This window comes from Ktedonobacter racemifer DSM 44963, assembly GCF_000178855.1.
GTDB lineage: Bacteria > Chloroflexota > Ktedonobacteria > Ktedonobacterales > Ktedonobacteraceae > Ktedonobacter > Ktedonobacter racemifer.
The window spans coordinates 1614837-1633501 of record NZ_ADVG01000004.1 but is presented as its reverse complement, the minus strand read 5'-3'; the positions used below and the strand labels follow the sequence as shown (position 1 = coordinate 1633501).

13 protein-coding genes and 1 pseudogene are annotated in these 18665 nt (G+C 54.9%); 8 read left to right on the top strand and 6 right to left on the bottom strand.

Annotation, left to right across the window (positions count from 1 at the left end; all coding sequences use genetic code 11):
• Positions 1–23: 23 nt before the first annotated feature.
• The 4 genes and pseudogenes from KRAC_RS48795 to KRAC_RS48785 all read left to right on the top strand — a co-directional run.
• Positions 24–653 (top strand): annotated as a pseudogene (locus tag KRAC_RS48795) (IS607 family transposase); the annotation flags it as partial.
• Between the two features lie 6 nt (positions 654–659).
• Entirely contained in the window at positions 660–1328 is a 669-nt protein-coding gene (locus tag KRAC_RS80375) for a hypothetical protein (RefSeq protein WP_420795878.1), read from the top strand.
• Between the two features lie 11 nt (positions 1329–1339).
• Positions 1340–1909, top strand: coding sequence for an RNA-guided endonuclease InsQ/TnpB family protein (locus KRAC_RS80370; RefSeq protein ID WP_420795864.1), 570 nt, complete (start codon positions 1340–1342; stop codon positions 1907–1909).
• A gap of 185 nt (positions 1910–2094) precedes the next feature.
• On the top strand, positions 2095–3366 hold the full coding sequence (locus KRAC_RS48785) for a DUF790 family protein (protein WP_040447375.1): 1272 nt from the start codon (positions 2095–2097) through the stop codon (positions 3364–3366).
• Positions 3367–3368: 2 nt separating this feature from the next.
• Here the strand turns inward: KRAC_RS48785 and KRAC_RS48780 are convergent, their stop codons facing one another.
• Positions 3369–4349 carry an NADPH:quinone oxidoreductase family protein gene (locus KRAC_RS48780; RefSeq protein WP_007920019.1) on the bottom strand — a complete coding sequence of 327 codons (981 nt, stop codon included), beginning with the start codon at positions 4347–4349 and terminating at the stop codon, positions 3369–3371.
• 142 nt (positions 4350–4491) lie between these two features.
• Between KRAC_RS48780 and KRAC_RS48775 the strand changes: the two genes are divergently transcribed.
• Positions 4492–5289 (top strand): NAD-dependent epimerase/dehydratase family protein, encoded by a 798-nt coding sequence (locus KRAC_RS48775; RefSeq protein ID WP_007920013.1) that lies wholly within the window; start codon positions 4492–4494, stop codon positions 5287–5289.
• Between the two features lie 94 nt (positions 5290–5383).
• Here the strand turns inward: KRAC_RS48775 and KRAC_RS48770 are convergent, their stop codons facing one another.
• The 4 genes from KRAC_RS48770 to KRAC_RS48755 form a co-directional block, all read right to left on the bottom strand.
• Positions 5384–6787: a GH1 family beta-glucosidase gene (locus tag KRAC_RS48770; RefSeq protein WP_007920011.1), complete on the bottom strand. Its 1404-nt coding sequence runs from the start codon at positions 6785–6787 to the stop codon at positions 5384–5386.
• A 61-nt stretch (positions 6788–6848) separates the two neighbouring features.
• The gene (locus tag KRAC_RS48765) at positions 6849–7859 is read right to left on the bottom strand and encodes an ABC transporter permease (protein WP_007920010.1); all 1011 of its coding nucleotides are present in this window, start codon (positions 7857–7859) and stop codon (positions 6849–6851) included.
• Between the two features lie 3 nt (positions 7860–7862).
• Positions 7863–8858, bottom strand: a complete 996-nt coding sequence (locus KRAC_RS48760; RefSeq protein WP_007920009.1) for an ABC transporter permease — start codon at positions 8856–8858, stop codon at positions 7863–7865.
• A 151-nt stretch (positions 8859–9009) separates the two neighbouring features.
• On the bottom strand, positions 9010–10731 hold the full coding sequence (locus KRAC_RS48755) for an ABC transporter substrate-binding protein (RefSeq protein WP_007920008.1): 1722 nt from the start codon (positions 10729–10731) through the stop codon (positions 9010–9012).
• Between the two features lie 392 nt (positions 10732–11123).
• Here KRAC_RS48755 and KRAC_RS64100 point away from each other — a divergent pair, with 392 nt between their 5' ends.
• Together KRAC_RS64100 and KRAC_RS78835 are read left to right on the top strand one after the other, a co-directional pair.
• Positions 11124–14297, top strand: a complete 3174-nt coding sequence (locus KRAC_RS64100) for a tetratricopeptide repeat protein (RefSeq protein WP_169461042.1) — start codon at positions 11124–11126, stop codon at positions 14295–14297.
• 241 nt (positions 14298–14538) lie between these two features.
• Positions 14539–16329 carry a LuxR family transcriptional regulator gene (locus tag KRAC_RS78835; RefSeq protein ID WP_007920005.1) on the top strand — a complete coding sequence of 597 codons (1791 nt, stop codon included), beginning with the start codon at positions 14539–14541 and terminating at the stop codon, positions 16327–16329.
• On the opposite strand, the gene KRAC_RS48740 is transcribed toward KRAC_RS78835, so the two are convergent.
• Positions 16298–17128: a GNAT family N-acetyltransferase gene (locus KRAC_RS48740; protein WP_157508008.1), complete on the bottom strand. Its 831-nt coding sequence runs from the start codon at positions 17126–17128 to the stop codon at positions 16298–16300. The two genes, KRAC_RS78835 and KRAC_RS48740, sit on opposite strands and share 32 nt — an antisense overlap.
• A 451-nt stretch (positions 17129–17579) precedes the next feature.
• On the opposite strand from KRAC_RS48740, the gene KRAC_RS48735 reads away from it, so the two are divergent.
• Positions 17580–18512: a ZIP family metal transporter gene (locus KRAC_RS48735; RefSeq protein WP_007920001.1), complete on the top strand. Its 933-nt coding sequence runs from the start codon at positions 17580–17582 to the stop codon at positions 18510–18512.
• Positions 18513–18665 lie beyond the last annotated feature (153 nt).

Here is an 18665-nt window from a genome sequence, read left to right as displayed (position 1 = left end):
CGAAAGTGAGCTACCATTATTACATGTACTCAGCCGCACAGTTTGCCAAGCAGGTGGGCGTCAGCGTGAAAACCTTGCAGCGCTGGGATCGGGAAGGCCGTCTCAAAGCCAAACGAACGCTTTCTGGGCGTCGCTACTATGATGAGGCCGATCTGGCTACGGCGCTCAACCTTCCGAAGCCGCCAGCCATCCGCCGAACGGTGGCCTATTGCCGGGTGTCGAGCCCTGCTCAACGGCCGGATTTACAGAACCAACGGGCCGCCTTAGAGCGTTACGCAGTTTCCAAGCAACTGGTGGTCGATGAGTGGATCGTGGAAATCGGCGGCGGCCTCAATTTTGAGCGCAAACGGTTTCTCAGGCTTGTAGACGCCATTGTCGAGGGAGAGGTTTCGTGCCTGCTCATCGCCCATCAGGATCGGCTGGCTCGCTTTGGCTTTGCTCTGATCAAGCATCTGTGCGAGACTCACCACACGGAATTGGTCGTGATGAACACCCAGACGCTCTCGCCCGAACAAGAGTTAGTAGTGCAGGACTTGATGAGTATTATCCACGGTTTTAGTTCACGATTGTACGGTCTCAGGAATTACCGCAAAGCCTTAGAGAAAGCGCTCAAGGATGAAAACCGCGCACAAGATCAGGATGACCCCACCCCTGAACAGGTGGAGTATCTCAAACGAGCCTGTGGTACCAGACGTTTTATCTACAACTGGGGGCGGGAACAGTGGGAAAAGCAGTATCAGGCGTACAAGCTGGAACAAGAAACGGTCTTCGAAGAGCAGCGCGTGCTCACGCCTCCCAATACGTTCGCGCTCAAAAAACAGTTCCACCAGATTCGGGAACAAGACTATCCTTGGACCTACCAGGTCACCAAATGTGTCGTAGAAGGAGCCTTCGCTGACCTCAAAAGCGCCTACGACAACTTCTTTGCGGGGAGATCGAACTACCCCCAGTACAAGAAAAAGGGGAAGTCGCACGAGTCGTTCTATCTCTCCAACGATAAATTCACCGTGGGGACCCATTGGATCTCTATTCCCGGACTTGGTCGCTTCATCCTCGATCAACGCCAAACGAAGAAGGACCGAGGCAAGCTCTTACGCAGACTGGGAGCGGTGAACGTCGCCGAAAAACTGCGCTTCGTCGAAAAGGGGAAAGCCACCACTCCCGCGAAGAAGCGCAACAAGCGCAAGCAAGTCGTGTGCGAACGAGTCAAGATCCTGGGGGCGACTGTCTCCTGCGAAGCAGGTCATTGGTACGTCTCCATTCAGGTTGAGATCAAGAAACAGCGCCCTCTCACTCCCACGGCTGTCGTGGGGTGGATGTCGGATTAAAGCAGGCTGCCGTGGTCAGTGATGGACGCAAGCTTGAGAACCAAAGGCCATTGGCGCTCCATCTCAAAAAACTTGGCAAACTGCAACGAAAGCTGTCAAAGAAACAGAAAACGAAAGATCCCGAAACCAAGCGAACCGTGTTTAGTAAGAAGTATGAGAAACAACGGCTCAAGGTGGCACGCAAGCATCAGCAGATTGCCAACATCCGGCGGGATGTGCAGCACAAGTTCACCACCGAGCTGGCGCGGACCTGTGGGAGCATTGGCATCGAAGATCTCAACATCCTGGGAATGATGGCCAACCGGAAGCTGGTCAGAGCGGTTGCTGATGCAGCGATGGGGCAACTCTTGCGGTTCCTCAAGACCAAGATCGCCAACGCGGGAGGAGATCTGTGCATCGCCTCCCGCTGGTTTCCCTCGACCAAACGCTGTTCGTGCTGTGGGCATGTCAAGAAGAGGATGCCGCTCAAACATCGCACCTATCACTGTCTGGTGTGTGGGCTGGTCATGGAGAGGGATTTGAACGCAGCCTTGAATTTGCTGTGGTTCGCAACAGAACAGCTTCGCCAGCTTCACGCGTAAAGCTGGTCGTCCTGGAGAGTGGCTACCGCCGGACGTAAAATGCCTGGGGAGTTGATGTGAGACCGAAACGGGAGGGCCGATCCAAAGGTTCCCGTGCTCTGGCTATCGACGGTGAAGCAGGAAGAACTGACCGCTTGAGGGTGGGTTCGCTCACGTTCAAGTATGAGAAAGGTAGCAGATTAAGCATGCTCACCAGTGAGCTTATCCGGCCTCGCCTGCGCCTCTCTGAGACCACGCTCTCAGTCGAGATGGTCGATCCAGAAGATCCTAAACTGCAACAGACGGCGCAAGAGTTAATCGATATCCTGCACAAACATGTGGGCTGCACACAGGAGGCCCTGGAGAAAGCCTTCGCGCTCTATGAGGGCGCACGGGTTGACTATGTCTTCCTGCGTGGCCTGGCCAAGGTGCTTATGGATGGCGCGACCTTTACTCCACGCGCGACTCCCCTGCCACCCAAGAGCATTCGCGAACAGGCCTTTGCCTATGGCCCCGTCTTCAAACAACCCGATGTGTTCAGCCCCCGCAGCCGCGAAGAGGTACTTACAGAACTGGCGCAAACGCTCGCCATTGAACCAGGGCAGTTCGATTCTATGCTCTTCGCCGACCGCAATGCCTTCTATCTACTCACCGATGCTGGGCCTGCCTGGACACCTTCCGGCCTCCTCGCACGCTATAATCTTGAGCTGGCACGCGGCGTCCTCTACTGGGCCTCGCACATTACCATCGAGGCCTTTAGCAACTACAAAGACTTATGGCATTTTATCAAGTTTTTCCAGCTCATGTTCTGGGCCGAGGCGCTGCCCGAGGGAGGATACCGCGTCGAGTTGGATGGACCAATCTCGCCCTTTGTCGCTTCGACGCTACGCTACGGGCGGCAGATGGCCGCCTTCCTACCCGCGCTTCTCTTATGCGACCAATGGCGCCTACGTGCCTCTGTCCACCCGCCACAGGCGCGCCAGGAGCTACGCTACCATCTGGACTACACCTCGGAGCTCCGCTCGCATTTCAAAGCCTCCGGCCCCTTTGATAGCCGCCTGGAGGCCGACTTCGCCCACGACTTTGAGCAAAAAATCGGCCAGAAACGCAAGCACTGGCGCCTGGAGCGCGAGAGCGAGGTCCTGCTCCTGGACGATACCGTGATGATACCCGACTTCACCTTTATTGACGAGCAGGATGAGACGCGCCGCATCCTTGTGGAGCTGGTTGGCTTTTGGCACCCCACCTACCTGCGGCGCAAAATCGAGAAGGTGAAAGCTGCACAGTGCAAGCACCTGCTCTTACTGGTCTATAAGGGCCTGAACGTCACCGAAGAGGACTTTCAGGAAACGGAGAGCGAGGTTCTCTTCTTCCAGCAGAAACCCGTGCTCAAAGACGTCATGGAGCTTGTCGAGGCCATGGCAGAGCGCATGTATGGTCCCCGACCAGCACAAACACGTAAACGTAAACGTAAGTAGGGTTACGGCTCTGCGACTAGCACAACCTTGCCCTTCACCTTACGCTCCATCATATCTCGTAACGCCTCGGGGGCACGCTCAAGTGGATACTTTGCCGAGATCAGGGGCTTGACCTTGCCAGCTTGCAACCAGGCAAAGAGTTCGCTTAAATACTCCTGGTTGCGCTGCGGCTCGCGGGCCGTGAACGAACCCCAGAAGACCCCAACAATCGAGCAGCCTTTGAGGAGCGTGAGGTTGAGTGGGATGCGTGGAATCTCGCCTGTGGTAAAGCCTACTACCAGGTAGCGCCCGCCCCAGGCCATGCCGCGCAGCGCAGGTTCCGCGTAAGCCCCACCCACCGGATCGTAGACCACGTCCACGCCCTCGCCATTCGTCAGGGTTTTGATGCGCTCACGCAGGTCCTCGCTAGTATAGTTGATAACCTCGTCCGCGCCATATTGCCTGCATATATCCAGTTTGTCAGCGCTGGATGCAGCGGCGATAACGCGCGCTCCCATGGCTTTTCCAAGCTCTACCGCCGCCAGACCCACGCCTCCCGCGGCTCCCAGCACGAGCAGGGTCTCGCCTGGCTGAAGCTGCGCTCGCCCTTTGAGGGCGTAATGCGAGGTGCCATACGCGAGCACAAAAGATGCCGCCAGGGGAAAATCTACTTGTGGCGGCATGGGAATAAGCTGTGAGGCCTCAGCCACAACCTCCTCGGCGAAGCCACCATGCCCCGTGAAGACGATAACCGGGTCGCCTACCTTCACTGACGCTACGCCTGGTCCAACCTCTTTCACAATACCCGCGATCTCGCTGCCCGGTGAAAATGGCAGGGGTGGCTTGAACTGATACTTCCCTTGAATGATCAGGGTATCAGGAAAATTCACGCCACACGCCTTGACTGAGACTACTACCTGGCCCGCGCCCGCCTGCAACGGCTCATGCTCCTCAACGACCAGGCTTTCAGGCGGTCCATATGCCTTACATATAACGGCCTTCATAAACATACCTCCTTCTCAACATCGAGAAATAAGCATCTACCTTTATCTATTGGCATTGTACCATGAGGCTAGATTTATCACCGCTTGCCACATACGTATGCTCCTGATATGATACGAACTAAAATGAAAGGTTTCAAGCGGCATGGACAGTCATCAAACTTCGTCATGTACAAGAATTTTGTTAACTGGTGCTGCCGGGGGGATTGGCTCAGCCTTTTTCGCTGCCACCTCCTCGCGGTATACGTTTCGCCTGGCAGATAAAGCACCGTTTACTCTGCCCGAAGAACTGGTAAAGGAGCACGAAGTCATCACGCTGGATATCGCCGATCCCCTGGCATGCCAGGAGGCATGCCGCGATATCGATATCGTGGTACACCTGGCAGCTGACCCTAGTCCCGAGGCCGATTTTTACTCGTCACTCCTCCCCAACAATATCCAGGGCGTCTACAACATCTTTCGTGCCGCTAAAGACCAGGGATGCCAGCGCGTGGTTTTCGCCAGCAGCGCGCATGTTTTCTCAGGCTATGCGGAGGATATACAGGGGCACACCGAGACTCCTGTCCGACCTGGCAATATGTACGGAGTGAGCAAATGCTTTGGTGAGGCCGTGGCTACCTATTTCGCGCATAGTGAAGGCCTCTCAAGTATCGCGATCCGTATTGGCGCCTATACTAGAAACGGCGTTGTTCCCGAGTGGATGCATAAATACCCAGATCCACGTGGGTTAAGCGTATATCTTAGTGAACGTGACTTTAACCAGCTCCTCATTGGTTGCATTGAGACCCCCAATATCCCCTTTGCCATCGTTCACGGTATCTCCGATAACCACCTGAAACGCCTGAATATCAATAGCACGCGCGAACTCGTCGGCTACGCTCCCCAGGATGACGCCTTTGACCTCTTTGAAGAGATCCTCCAGGCCTGGCTACAGAATAAGTGAAACCATAAGCAAAAAGCGGTGCTTGCTCACATAGCATATGTAGCTATATGGGCAAGCACTGCCGTTCAGGCGGGTGGTTGTGATGATAGGCTGCTTATGAAACCGTATTAGCGCGCCAGGCTTCAAGCAGTGCGCTGTACCAGAGGCCACTATCCTTGATAATCCGGCGCTGCGTCTGGTAGTCGACATAGACGATGCCAAAACGCTTGGCATAGCCCTCGGCCCACTCAAAATTGTCCATCAGAGACCAGACGAAATAGCCGCGCACGGGCGCTCCCTGCTCAATCGCGCTAGCAAGCGCGCCAATATACTCCTGCATGTAGGCAACGCGCCGGGGATCATGTACCTGGTCGCCGCCATCCCAGCTATCCTTAAAGGCCGCGCCATTCTCCATAACATACAGGGCCTGCATGCCATACTCGCGGTGCAGGCGGATCAGCAGGTCAGCCAGGGCCTGGGGATAGATCTCCCAACCCATCTCGGTATAGCAAGCTCCGGGAACGGGCCCTACCTTGATCGACTCATTAGCGCGCGCGGACATGGTCCCCCCACGCACGACATCGCGCGTGTAGTTGTTCACGCCCAGGAAGTCTATAGGTGCCCCAATGAGTTCTAGATCCCCGGCCTGGACGGGGGGAGGCTCAACTTCCAGGGCAGCAAAGAGGCCATCAGGATACTGCCCCCGTGCAAGCGGCTCGATAAACCAGCGATTGACGAAGAGGTCCGCGCGCTCGGCATCGCGCAGAGTCTCAGCACGCTCATCGGCAGGATAAATGGGGGTGAAATTAAGTGAGATGCCTACTGGAACGTTGGGCGCGCTAATAGCGCGCAGGCGCGGCAGGGCCAGGCCATGCGCGAGCAGGAGATGATGGCCGGCATCTATGGCCTGTTGCAGGTCCTGCTCCCCTGGCGCGTGAATGCCGATGCCATAGCCTAGATAGGCCGAACACCACGGCTCGTTGAGGGTCATCCAGCCAGCCACGCGATCTCCCAGGCGTCGGGCGACGATCTCAGCGTACTCAGCATAGGCGTAGGCCGTAGCACGATTCGTCCAGCCTCCCTCCTGGTGTAACGCCAGGGGCAGGTCCCAGTGATAGAGCGTGGCGAAAGGGGTAATGCCCTTGGTAAGCAATGTATCTACCAGGCGATCATAAAAATCCAACCCGGCGGCATTGACGGCGCCTCGCCCCTGGGGAATAACACGCGGCCAGGCGATAGAGAAACGATAGCCGCCCAGGCCCAGTTGCGACATTAGTTCTACATCTTCTTGCACCAGGTGATAGTGGTTATTCGCGATAGCGCCATTATCACCTTGATGCACCTTGCCCGGGATAGCCGCGAACATATCCCAGATGGAGGGTTCGCGTCCATCTTCCTGGGTCGCGCCTTCAATCTGATAGGCCGCCGTCGCCGCACCCCAGACAAAGTTCTTTGGAAAGACTCTTGCTAAGGCCAGGTCTGCGGATGATAACGTCTGGATCTGTTCTGTGCTACTCATATATGCTCCTGTCTCTCCATGTGTGGGCATAGGGGTTTAATGCCACACATGGGTAGAGTATTTATGCGACAACCTTCATCCTCTTTGTGAGCCTCAACAACTTGCGCAGACCACGTTCTGTACGCAACGCTGGATTCGCGAACTCGTCGATCCCAAAGTTGATAAAGGCCAGGCCCGCACACAGTACAGCGACACAGAGGCCCGGTGGCACAAATTGCCACCAGCCACCAGAGAGCAACGCGTTCTCCGATTGTGCCCAATAGAGAATTACACCCCAGGTGGGAGTCGTGGCATCGCCCAGGCCCAGGAACTCCAACGCGACCTCTGTCAGAGCAGCATAAATGAAGGTGCCCACAAAGCCGGATGAGACAATGGCGATCTCATTAGGCAGGATTTCGGAGAAGATGATCCGCCAGGGCCTCTCGCCCATGAGTCGGGAGGCACCCACGAACTCGCGCTGGCTGATCGAGAGCGTCTGCGCACGCAGGACACGCGCCCCCCAGGGCCAGCTCGTCAGCAGGAGCACCGCGATGATCGTCCATGTTCCCTTCACGGCAAAGGCTGCGATGACGATGGCCAGGGGTAGCCCTGGCAACACCAGGAAAATGTTGGTCAGGAAGGAGAGCACATCATCGACCCAGCCGCCAAAGTAGCCTGCGGTCAAGCCTATTACCATAGAGAGCAAGGTTGATCCAATCGCCGCGACAAAACTGATCAGCAGTGAGGAGCGCGTACCATAAGCCAGCTGCGCGAAGATATCTTCACCGCGTGGCGTTGTACCCAGCCAATGTTTAGCTGAAGGACCTTGAAACAGGTCATTTGAAAGCCCGGTCGGATTATAATGGGCAAGGAAGGGACCTACCAGGCCTAACAGGACAAAGAAGCCCAGAATACAGAAACCAGTCGTCATACGCGGGTTGACAGTCACAACCGAGACGAACGTCTTCCAGAGGCTCTGCTTCTTCGCGGGCACAATCACGATTCCAGGACTCGCTGTTGTTAAAATGCCTGGCGCAACAGGTTCATTGAGCACGCCCTGTGTATTGGGCGGCGTTCCTCGATCTATCCCCATCAGTTAGCCCCTCTCATTCCGCACGCGTGGATCTAGAAGCATATATACGATCTCAGATATGAAGTTTGCCGCCAGCATCGCAAGCGCGATAAACAGGAAGATGCCCTGGATAAGGCTATAATCGAGATGGTGGATGGCATTAAAGAGGTCGAAGCCAACCCCCGGATATGAGAAGACCATCTCCGTAAGCAAGGAGCCACCCACAACATAACCAAGCGACATACTAAAACCGGTAATGCTGGGGAGAATGGCGTTACGCGAGGCATAGGCCATCATGACGCGACGGTCAGAGAGTCCTTTGGCACGCGCCATGTGCACATAATCTTCCGAAAGCGTGGTAATCATTGAGTTACGCATACTCAGCATCCAGCCCGCGATCGAACTAATGACAATCGTGGTGGCGGGTAAGATTGCATGTTGAATCACACCAGCAATAAAGACCGGGTCCCAACTAGGACCAATATCGCTCGTCGTGTCATAGCCCGAGTCAAGCGGGAAAAAGCTGTTGCGGAAGGCAAGCAGGTAGATTAGTCCAAGCGCCAGCCAGAAGTAAGGAATAGCGGAGAAAAAGGTCAACAAAGGGGCGGCAACGGTATCAAGCAAGGAGCCACGACGCCAGGAGACAAACACACCTAGAAGTGTGCCCAGAAGAAAACTAATCACAGATGCCGTACCAACCAGGCCCAGCGTCCATGGGATATCGGAGGCAATCACCGAGAGCACGGGCGAGGGAAAATGCGAGATCGAGACGCCCATTTTTCCCTGGAGCAGGTTTGTTAGATACTGGAAATACTGAACAGGCAAAGGCGCATCACTTAAACCAAACTGGACGCGCAACGCCTGGAGCGTGGCCTCGGTAATATTTCCTTGCCCACGCAAGTTCGCGACGTATGCCTGGATCGGATCGCCTGGCATCAACCTGGGCAGGATAAAATTAATCGTAACCGAGGCCCACAATGCGGCCACATAGAAGATTACGCGGCGGAGCAAATGACGCATTGGGGTTCCTTTTTCTAGTCCATGCAAGCATGGACTCTACATGTTCTAGCAACTATGGACCCTACATGTTCAGTCACCAACATGGGCCATAAATACCTCGTAGGGTCCATGCTTGCATGGACTGCAAACCGGACCCTACAGGTTGTACTACCTAGCTATTTGCTGGTGACAGGTGGAGAACGATGTTCTCGTTGTCGGGTGCATCGAACGGCGAGCCATACGCGTATGGGTTGCTCTGGTCGGGCCAGCCCACGGCGTTCTTCGTCGTATACTCGAACCAGCCGACGTTGTAGTCCAGCGGGATAACCGGCAACTGATCAACCATGGTCTTCTCGATGCCCTGAATGGCCTGTTTCTGCACATTCGGGTCGGCCGAGGCCAGGTACTGATTCAGCAATTTGTCGGTAGCGGTATCCTGCCAGTGCTCCCAGTTGGTCGAGCCACCAGCAATCACCTTGCCATTACCCCAGGTCTTGTCGCTGCGCAGCAGGTCGACAAAGGTGAAGTACGGAGATGGACCCTTATCCGTCCAGGAGATGGCGGCATCATAGTCGCCCTTGTTCAGAGCTGCTGTGTAAACATCGGGTGTAGCCAGGGAATTAGGCTTAGCGTCAATACCAATCGCCTTCAGGTTATCTGAGATAACCGCGAGCGTGGCCTCCCAGTCAGCCCAGCCGCTAGGCACAATCATCTGGAAGGAGATCTTCTTGCCATTCTTCTGATAGATGCCATCGCTTCCCTTGGTGTAGCCAGCCTCTTTTAACAGAGACTCAGCCTTGGCGGCGTCAGGTGAGAACTTCACGTTCTGATAATCAGAAGAGAGGAAGGCCTTGTGAGAGGGCAGCACAGCCGTTGGGTTGGCGGGATCGGCGTAGAGTGCGGCCTTCGCATGAATGTCATCCCGGTTGATCGCAAGGCTGATGGCCTGGCGAACCTTGAGATCATTAAAGGGAGCGTGCGTCAGGTTCAGGTACAGCATGACGGTGTTATTGCCAGGGAACCAGTGATGATAGTGCTGAGGGTCAACCTGGGTAAAGCTGGCATCATACTTGGGATCCCAACCCACACCGGCCCAGTCAATCTCACCCTTGGAGATCTTCAACTGCGCAGCCGTATTATCGCTCGTGGCCAGGTAACGCAGTTGGTCAATCTTTGGCAAGCCCGACTGCCAATAGGTGGTATTCTTCTGCAAGGTATAAGCCTGTGGACCAAAGGACTTCAGAGTGTAGGGGCCGGTACCAACTGGCTTATCATTGGTATATGTTGTCGGGTCAGACACCGAGGACCAGGTATGCTTAGGGATGATGTAGAGCTGGGAGAAGTTCCAGAGTGCGATGGAGTTGGGACTCTTGAAATCAACCTTGACGGTGTTAGAGTCAGGGTTTGTGACATCTTTAATAATGTTCGTCCAGAAGCCCTGCTGATCGAGAGCGGGGTATTGCTTCAAGAGATTGAGCGTGAACGTGACATCATCGGCGGAAAAAGCCTGGCCATCATTCCACTTGACACCTTTACGAATCGTGAAGGTCACACTGCTGGCATCATCAGCAATCTTGTGATCGGATGCAAGCATGTCGGTAACGGTGCCATCATAGCGATTCATGTAGATAAGCGTCTCGTAGATCATGCCCTGTGCGCCATACATCGCGCCGTTATTAGGGTCGATAAACGGATTGAAGTTACTGGCCTTAAAATTTCCGTTGGGCGAGGCCAGAATATTCAGGGTCGTCGTCTTCGTGCCTGAATTGCTGGCATTGCCACCGCCACATGCTGAGAGCAGCATGGCAAAGATAGCGGCCAGTGAGAACAGGACCATCCTGCCTTTGCCATGGCCCCCTTTACGAGGGCTTCGCGACAATATATTGGGAGTCATACAACCTCCTCAGTCAAAATATCAACGTTGATTTGGTAAGAGAATCTCTGCTGCGATGAATTTGTAGACATAGTGTATCTGGAGACCAGCCAGTCAGACAGGCAACAAAAGTAGTATTTGTGGGTTTATATTTTAAGTAGGTGTAGTGGCATGGACTACAGGCTTGCCCCATAATCCATGCCACTACACCTACTTAAAATATGATTAACCGCTGTTGAGAAGCGGGAAATAATGTAACTAGACATATTTATGGATGTGTATTATAGTATACGTACCGTTAGGTAACCCTGGGAACCAGAAAAGCATCTGACATCGATGAACACACACGGCTATCTCCCTATAGGCACACACTCATGCCCGACTTACCAACACCCTTAACCACAAATACAAATATGCCGCGACCTGAACCAGAAAGCAGAGATATCTTCCTGGTTCATTTAACGCCCCTTATTGGGCGCGAGCGAGAGATAGCCTCGGCAGTCACGTTGCTACGCGAGCCGGCTATGCGTTTACTTACTATTACTGGTCCCGGGGGGGTGGGTAAGACGTGTCTGGCGCTACAAGTCGTGGCAGAGCTCGAACCTGCATTCTCTGATGGTGTACGCCGCATCGCCCTGGCCTCAACCTCTTCCTCCGAGTTATTTATACCCACCCTGGCGCAATCGTTGGGTCTCGTAGAATTCGATGAGATGCCGCTCCTGGAGCGCATCAAGCGTTATCTGCGCGAGAAGCATGTCTTACTCCTCCTCGATAACTTTGAGCAGGTCATCGCTGCGGCGCCGCTTATTACGGAGCTGCTCGCGACCTGCCCGGCTCTGAAAATTCTCGTAACCAGCCGGGAGGTACTGCACCTGCGGGCGGAACACGAGTTTGCCTTGCCCCCACTAGCCTTACCAGATCTAAAACTTACGACCGACCTTGAGGCCCTCGCGCATAACGCGGCGGTCGCGCTTTTCGTCCAGCGTGCGCGCTCCGTCAAAACCGATTTTCAACTCACGGCTGAGAATGCGCAGACGATAGCTGAAATTTGTACGCGTGTCGATGGCCTGCCTCTGGGTATTGAGCTGGCGGCGGCCCGCATCAAAATTCTGCCACCAGGAAAGCTACTCGCTCGCCTGGAACACCGCCTGCAAGTTCTTACGCATGGTGCGCGTGACCTCCCCCGTCGCCAGCAAACGCTACGCGCCACCCTGACCTGGAGCTATGAGCTTCTCGATCCGCAAGAGCAAAAGCTCTTCCGCAGCCTCTCCGCCTTCGTGGGAGGCTGCACTCTGGAGGCCGTCGAGCACCTCTGCCAGGCCATCGATGCCGATGAGGGTGATCCGCTCACGCCTATCACCTCGCTCATCGATAAGAACCTGTTGCGCATGGTTGAGCGCACCAACGAAGAGGCGCGCCTGGTTATGCTGGAAACCATTCGCGAATATGGTGAAGAGACGCTCCGAGCCAGTGCAGAGGCCCAGGTGGCTTATGATGCCCATGCAATGTACTATCTCGCCCTGGCGGAGGAGGCCGAGCCACACCTGCGTCAGGCCCAGCAGGTTCAATGGCTTGAGCGTCTCGAACAAGAGCATGATAATCTGCGCGCCGCCCTCCAGCGCCTCCTGACCCAACCCCAAAGCGAGTTGGCACTACGCTTAGGGAGCGCGCTGTGGCGCTTCTGGCTCATTCGCAACCATCAGAGCGAAGGACTTCAGTGGTTAGAAAGGGCCTTACAGAGCATGATGCCCGCCCGGGTCGCAAAGCATATCCTGGCACGTGCCTGCTATGCCGCTGGCGTCCTGGCGGACAGCCAGGGTCTCTATCAGCGCGGAACCGAGTTGCTAGAAGAGGCCCTGGGTTATTACCGCGAGCTACAGGATCAAAGAGGCATTGCCACAACGCTGCATCAACTCGGCTGTTCCTATGCCCGCACCTCACCTTTTCAGGGTCATGCCCTGTTCGAAGAGAGCCTGACTATCGCGCGCACGCAGGAGGATCTCTATACCATCGCCGATGTCCTGGCATCTCTGGCCGATGAGGCCGTCGCGCTGGGTTATCATCTAGAAAAAGCCCGGACCTACTACGAGGAGAGCCTGGCCATCGCCAGGCGTTTGCAAGATAAACGTAGTATCGCCTACCGCCTGAGTAAGCTAGGCCAGGTTTTAACGCACCTGGGTAGCTATGCTCCTGCTTACCAGTTGCTCACCGAGAGCCTGAAGATCCATCGCGAGGTCGGTGACCGCGTTGGTATCGCCTTCGTCCTCGTTCCCCTGGGCATGTTGACGTTCTATATGGGAGATTACTCAGCAGCCAAAACATGGTTCGCGGAGAGCTCAGCGGTCTCCAGAGAACTGGGCAATGAGAATAAGATTGCTCAGTATCTTGGGACATTGGGCGAGGTTGCCCTCCACCAGAAGGGCGAGGATCAGGCCGCGTGGACGCTTTTAGAGCAGAGCCTGGCGATCTTTCGCGAGACAGAGAACGAAGAGGGCATCGCCTCCCAGCTCTTTACTCTCGGCAGCGTCGAGTTTAATCAGGGTAACCTGCAACTCGCCATAACCTTACTCAACGAAAGCCTAGCAAGCATGCGTCGCCTGGAAAACCATGCCATGACCGCTGCCTCGCTCAATATGCTAGGTCACGTTGAGGCTCATCGCGGCAACTATGACGCGGCACGCACCTACATGGAGGAGAGCCTGGCAATCTCACGCGCCATTAATGACCGCGAAGTTATCTCGCCCCGCCTGATCCAGCTTGGCCTTGTCGTCCTCAACGAGGGCCAGAACACGCAGGCCCGCCAGCTCTTTACCGAGGGACTCAATATTGCACGTGAAGTCAGCGATAGACGCCAGATCGCCGATGCCCTGGGTGTCATGGCCCTGCTCTACATGATCGAAGGCGACTACGAGACCGCGCAGAGGCTCCTGGAAGAGAGCTATAGCGAAAACGATATCCAGACCAATTACTATCGCCTGGCCGACCTCGGCATGCTCGCCCTTCTTCGAGGCGACATGGCGAAAGCCCGAACCTTAATCGTAAAAAGTCTGGAGATTTCCATCCAGATTCGCAATCGCTGGTTTATCGCCTCCTGCCTGGAGCGCCTGGGCGAAATCTGCGTGGCCCAGGGACAGCCCGAGCAAGCGGCGCGCCTCTGGGGGGCCGCAGCTACCCTGCGTAGCGCTATGAGCGCCCCTATTCCGCACATCGAACTCGCTTATTATCAGCTTGCCCTGGCACAGGCCCAGACCCAGCTGGGAGAGACACGCTTTCAAGCCGCCTGGCTCGAAGGCCAGCACATGACTCCAGAACAGGTGTTTACGCAAGAGAAGCAACCCGCAGTTGACACTCCGGTATCTCAGGCGCAACCAACCACATCGACTCTCACCCACCTTGATGACCTGACCGAACGTGAAGTCGAGGTCCTGCGTTCCCTCGCCACTGGCCTTACCAATGCCCAGATCGCCGAGCAACTGGTAATTAGCCCGCGTACCGTTCAGGCCCACCTCAGCTCTATTTATAACAAAATTGGCGTCTCCTCCCGCAGTGCCGCCACCCGTTATGCCCTCGAACACCACCTGACCTAAAAGATTTAATAGATGAGCGTGTTGATATGGCATGTGGGCTTCGCCCACATGCCATATCAACACGCTCATCTATTAAATTGGATTGCAGAGTAAGCATATAGGCCTATATGCTTACTCTGCCAGCTCTCTCTATAAATTAGGCATATATGCGGATGCGTCCGGCACCCTTGATCAGGTACAGTTGAGATTGTTAGAGAGGCTCTTTATTGCATGATTCTTCATAGATGAGGAGTTGCGGGCTATGCTGCGACAACCTATACCACAGGTCTTTGACGACCACTTATACTTACAAGACTACTTACCAGACCATCCACGGGGCTATACACAACACACAACACCGAGAGTCACAGTCGGATCACATCAGTGGCATACCTGGCTCGCCGATGCTCAGAACAAGTCCTTCACCTTCAAGAGCCACTTTGGCTCCTTCACCGCTCGCCACGAGCGTCAGCGTAATAGCTGGTACTGGTATGCCTATCGCAAGCAACAGGGCAAAATTCGCAAGATGTACCTGGGGAGGCCACAGGAACTTACTGCCGAACGCCTCAACTCTATCGCGATTAATCTCTGTACCTACTCTTCCTGCCAGCACAACTACCAACTCTTCGAGGCCAAGTTACGTACGCCATCCCTGGCCAGGGACGTTTTGCCTCGCCCCCATCTGCTCACAAAGCTACAAAACAGTCTGGAGACAGGCCTGACCGTTATCACCGCCCCCGCCGGTTGGGGCAAGACGACCCTCTTACGTCAGTGGCATAATGAGGTAGTCTCGCAGAGTTACGCATGTAGCTGGCTCTCGCTAGACAAAGAGGACAATCAGGCTACCAGGTTCTGGTCACACTTTATCGCGGCCCTCGAACAAGTTATGCCCGGCCTCAGTGACCTGGTATCCATTGAGCTTTTTTGCGCACATGCAACTCTGACGCAGGGTCTACACGCTCTCCTACATGCACTTGACGGACTTTCTACGCCTGCTACGCTGGTACTCGATAACTATCATGTGCTCTATGCACAGGAGATCCACCAGGCACTCACAACACTTATTGAGCTGATGCCACTCCAGCTTCACCTCGTGATCGTCTCGCGCACACGTCCAGAGTTACCCCTGGCCCGGCTACGCGCGCAGCGGCTCCTGAATGAGTTGCATATGGATGATTTGCGCTTCTCGCAACAGGAGATGCTTCAACTCCTGCCGCGGCTGCTCGCGCAGCCTCTCACCACGGAACAATACGTCACCCTGGCAACCCGCGCCAATGGCTGGATTACGGCCCTGCACCTGCTGGTAGCTTCTATCCATGAGGGGGGAACTATAGAGGAGGTATGCTCACTTCCCCAACGCCATCTCAACGATTATATGGTGGAAGAGGTACTGCTACAACAGCCCGAGGAGGTACAGCGCTTCTTACTGGCAACCGCACCTCTAGATAGCTTCGATATCTCGCTCGCCAGCGCGGTCTCACTCCAGGCCAATAGCGAGGCTATGCTCGACTATTTAGCGCGACATAATATCTTCATTGAAGCGCAAGATTCCCAGAGAGGCTGGTTCCGCTATCAGCCTTTGTTCGCAGAGGTCTTACGTGGCTACCTGCGCCAGCAGAACGCCTCCCTGCTCCCTGAGCTTTACCTGCGCGCCTGCACCTGGTATCAACAAAATGGCCTGCTCAACAACGCGCTCTATTACGCCACGCAGGCCACCGGAAACGCGATGATTGCCCTACCCCAGGCGGATAACCAGCTCGGCAACCTGACAAACTATTATTCTGCGGTCCAGACGACACCAACCCTGAAGCACGCAAGGCGCGAGCTATTTACGCAACGCGAAAACGAGGTTATTAATCTGCTATTGCAAGGAGCTTCCAATCGCGAAATAGCCGCGAAGTTAATTATCAGTGAGGGGACAGTGAAGAAGCATGTGGCCAATATCTGCGGTAAACTTGAGGTAAAAAGTCGGACGCAGGCGCTCGCCAAACTTATGCCTCAGCTCACACCTGCATTAAACTCTAGAGACGTACCAGCATCTCGTGCTGGCTAAAGAACTCGATGAAGCCAAGCCTGAGACAGCGCGCATATAGGGCGCTACTCGCAGGTTCATTATAGATCTGAATCTTCGCATGCTCGCCCGCAGCCTCGCGCAGGAGGCTCGCCAGCTCCGCGTCAGTCAGTTCGCTCTGTAGCACGGCGGCCTGCACACGGGTGACGCCATGAGAGCGCTGTATGACCAGGCCATTCATACCACGACCAGGGCCGGGCGCGACAATCGTCTCAGTGCTCAACGCTAACAGGCCCGCCAGTTCACGTCCCCAGCAGGGAAGCTCCGCGTCCTGGCTCAGCCAGGGCAGCAGTGCCTCAAGCGGCACACGCTCAACATGCAGCGACTCGGCCTCTGGCAGCGTCGCGGTCGCGACTTCGAGTCCCAGTAGCCGACGGCGAGCGACGAAGCCAGCCTTCTTGTAAGTCTTAATCGCACGCTCATTCTGGGATAAGACTTCCAGTTGCAGCGTCTCAAAGTTAGCCTCGCGAGCTACATGCACCATCTGCTCCGCCAGGAGATGGCTTACGCCCCTCCCACGAAAGGCGGGCGCAATCCCAAATCCTCCACACCAGGCACGCGTCCCACGTACCCCCAGGCGTGCCAGGCCTACAAATTCGCCCTCAGTGCTATGCATGGCAACAGAGTGATTGGCATCGATATGATTGATGCGCCAGAAGTCTGCAAGCATCTGCGGCGTCATGTGCATAGGAAAGAAATAATCGGTAAAGCTACTATTATGCATCTCGCTCAACTGGGCGAATGTATAGTCCGTCACATCAGTAAAAAGATATTCGCTCATACGTTTGGTCTGTTCCTTATATATGTATTTCCAGCGCATATTCTCCTGGTACCGCCAGTGTAGCACATGTAAAAACGAGGGTGCCACATCTCCTCAGGGCTTCTCAAAAGTTTTTTCTTCGCGCCTGCGGCGCTCAGGGTAGAAGGGATGGGCATGTGACATGGGCAAATGCCCGTGTCACATGCCCATCCCTTCTACCCCTCGGCGAGCTTGCGAGCCGAGAAGAAAAGGTCAAATAGCGAAACGAATCTTCGTCACATCCTGAGAATTTCTTCCTCACCTCTTGATTTTTTTGGGGATAAAGTGCTAAAATCCCAAGCATAGCAGTCGGATATTAGCATGCCCTAATATCACTATTTGCCGACGCAGAAAAACAAAAATACATATACATGTCGTGTCAATCCTGCCCCTCTTTGAGAGATACAGATGCTCACGACGAAAGGATTCAGTTGTGCCTACAGGAACCATTATCCTTCTAGGAGCCTTCGCCGGACTCACTATTTACCTCGGTCTCCCTCTAGCCTTTCTCAAAAAAGCCCCGCAGTCGTTCAAGACTTTTGCCAGTATGCTGGCGGCGGGCGTACTGGTCTTTCTCTTCTATGATGTGATCAGCAAGGGAACAGAACCCATCAATAGCGCTATAGAAACTTTGAGCCAGAAGCATACTGGTGCCAGCACTGTCTTCCTCGAAGCTTTCTTGATGATCGTAGGTTTTCTGGTTGGCCTGCTAGGCCTCGTATATTTTAATAAATATATCATCGCGCGCTACAAGCCTGGCAAACGCGTAATCATCGAGGCTGATAGCGCTGAGGCATCGCCTGCACTTGTTGGGGCTGCCGCAAGCAAAGCCGCCATGTCTGCGCAGACGGAGCAAGCCCAGGCTGTGGCGACAGGTGGTGCCGTGGCGACAGCGATCAAGTCAGCCAGGACGCCATCTCCCAAACTGCTAGCGCTCATGATCGCTATCGGCATCGGCCTACACAACTTTTCTGAGGGCCTGGCTATTGGTCAGTCAGCGGCCACAGGGGCGCTCTCGCTCGCGGGCATCCTCATCATTGGCTTTGGCCTGCATAACATGACGGAGGGCTTTGGCATCGCCGGTCCTCTCACAAACGAGACCGTCTCCTGGAAGTTTATTGCCCTGGTCGGCCTCATTGGTGGTGGCCCGACCTTCCTGGGCACCGTTGTCGGCATGGCCTTCCAGTCTGATCTGCTCTTTATCCTCTTCCTGGCCCTGGCGGCTGGCTCGATTCTCTATGTAATCGTAGAACTGCTCGCCGTCGCCAAACGCATGGCCTCCAACGAAATTATCATGTGGGGGCTCTTCGTCGGCTTTATGCTCGGCTATATCACTGACCTCATCGTCACCTACGCAGGTGCGTAATCCCCTCACCCAACATCAAAAAACTGCTTAAAGGCTTTCTGGCTTGTAGAGACCCGGAAAGCCTTTTCTCTTGCTAAAATTACTGGCTGACCTTAAGTTTTGGCAATTGCGTTCGATTTGTATATACAAAGAGAAGGGTATTGAAACCGATCA

Coding starts and splice junctions, on each gene's coding strand:
- KRAC_RS48785 (WP_040447375.1), top strand. CDS start 2,095: ATGCTCACCAGTGAGCTTATCCGGCCTCGCCTGCGCCTCTCTGAGACC.
- KRAC_RS48780 (WP_007920019.1), bottom strand. CDS start 4,349: ATGAAGGCCGTTATATGTAAGGCATATGGACCGCCTGAAAGCCTGGTC.
- KRAC_RS48775 (WP_007920013.1), top strand. CDS start 4,492: ATGGACAGTCATCAAACTTCGTCATGTACAAGAATTTTGTTAACTGGT.
- KRAC_RS48770 (WP_007920011.1), bottom strand. CDS start 6,787: ATGAGTAGCACAGAACAGATCCAGACGTTATCATCCGCAGACCTGGCC.
- KRAC_RS48765 (WP_007920010.1), bottom strand. CDS start 7,859: ATGGGGATAGATCGAGGAACGCCGCCCAATACACAGGGCGTGCTCAAT.
- KRAC_RS48760 (WP_007920009.1), bottom strand. CDS start 8,858: ATGCGTCATTTGCTCCGCCGCGTAATCTTCTATGTGGCCGCATTGTGG.
- KRAC_RS48755 (WP_007920008.1), bottom strand. CDS start 10,731: ATGACTCCCAATATATTGTCGCGAAGCCCTCGTAAAGGGGGCCATGGC.
- KRAC_RS64100 (WP_169461042.1), top strand. CDS start 11,124: ATGCCGCGACCTGAACCAGAAAGCAGAGATATCTTCCTGGTTCATTTA.
- KRAC_RS78835 (WP_007920005.1), top strand. CDS start 14,539: ATGCTGCGACAACCTATACCACAGGTCTTTGACGACCACTTATACTTA.
- KRAC_RS48740 (WP_157508008.1), bottom strand. CDS start 17,128: ATGAGCGAATATCTTTTTACTGATGTGACGGACTATACATTCGCCCAG.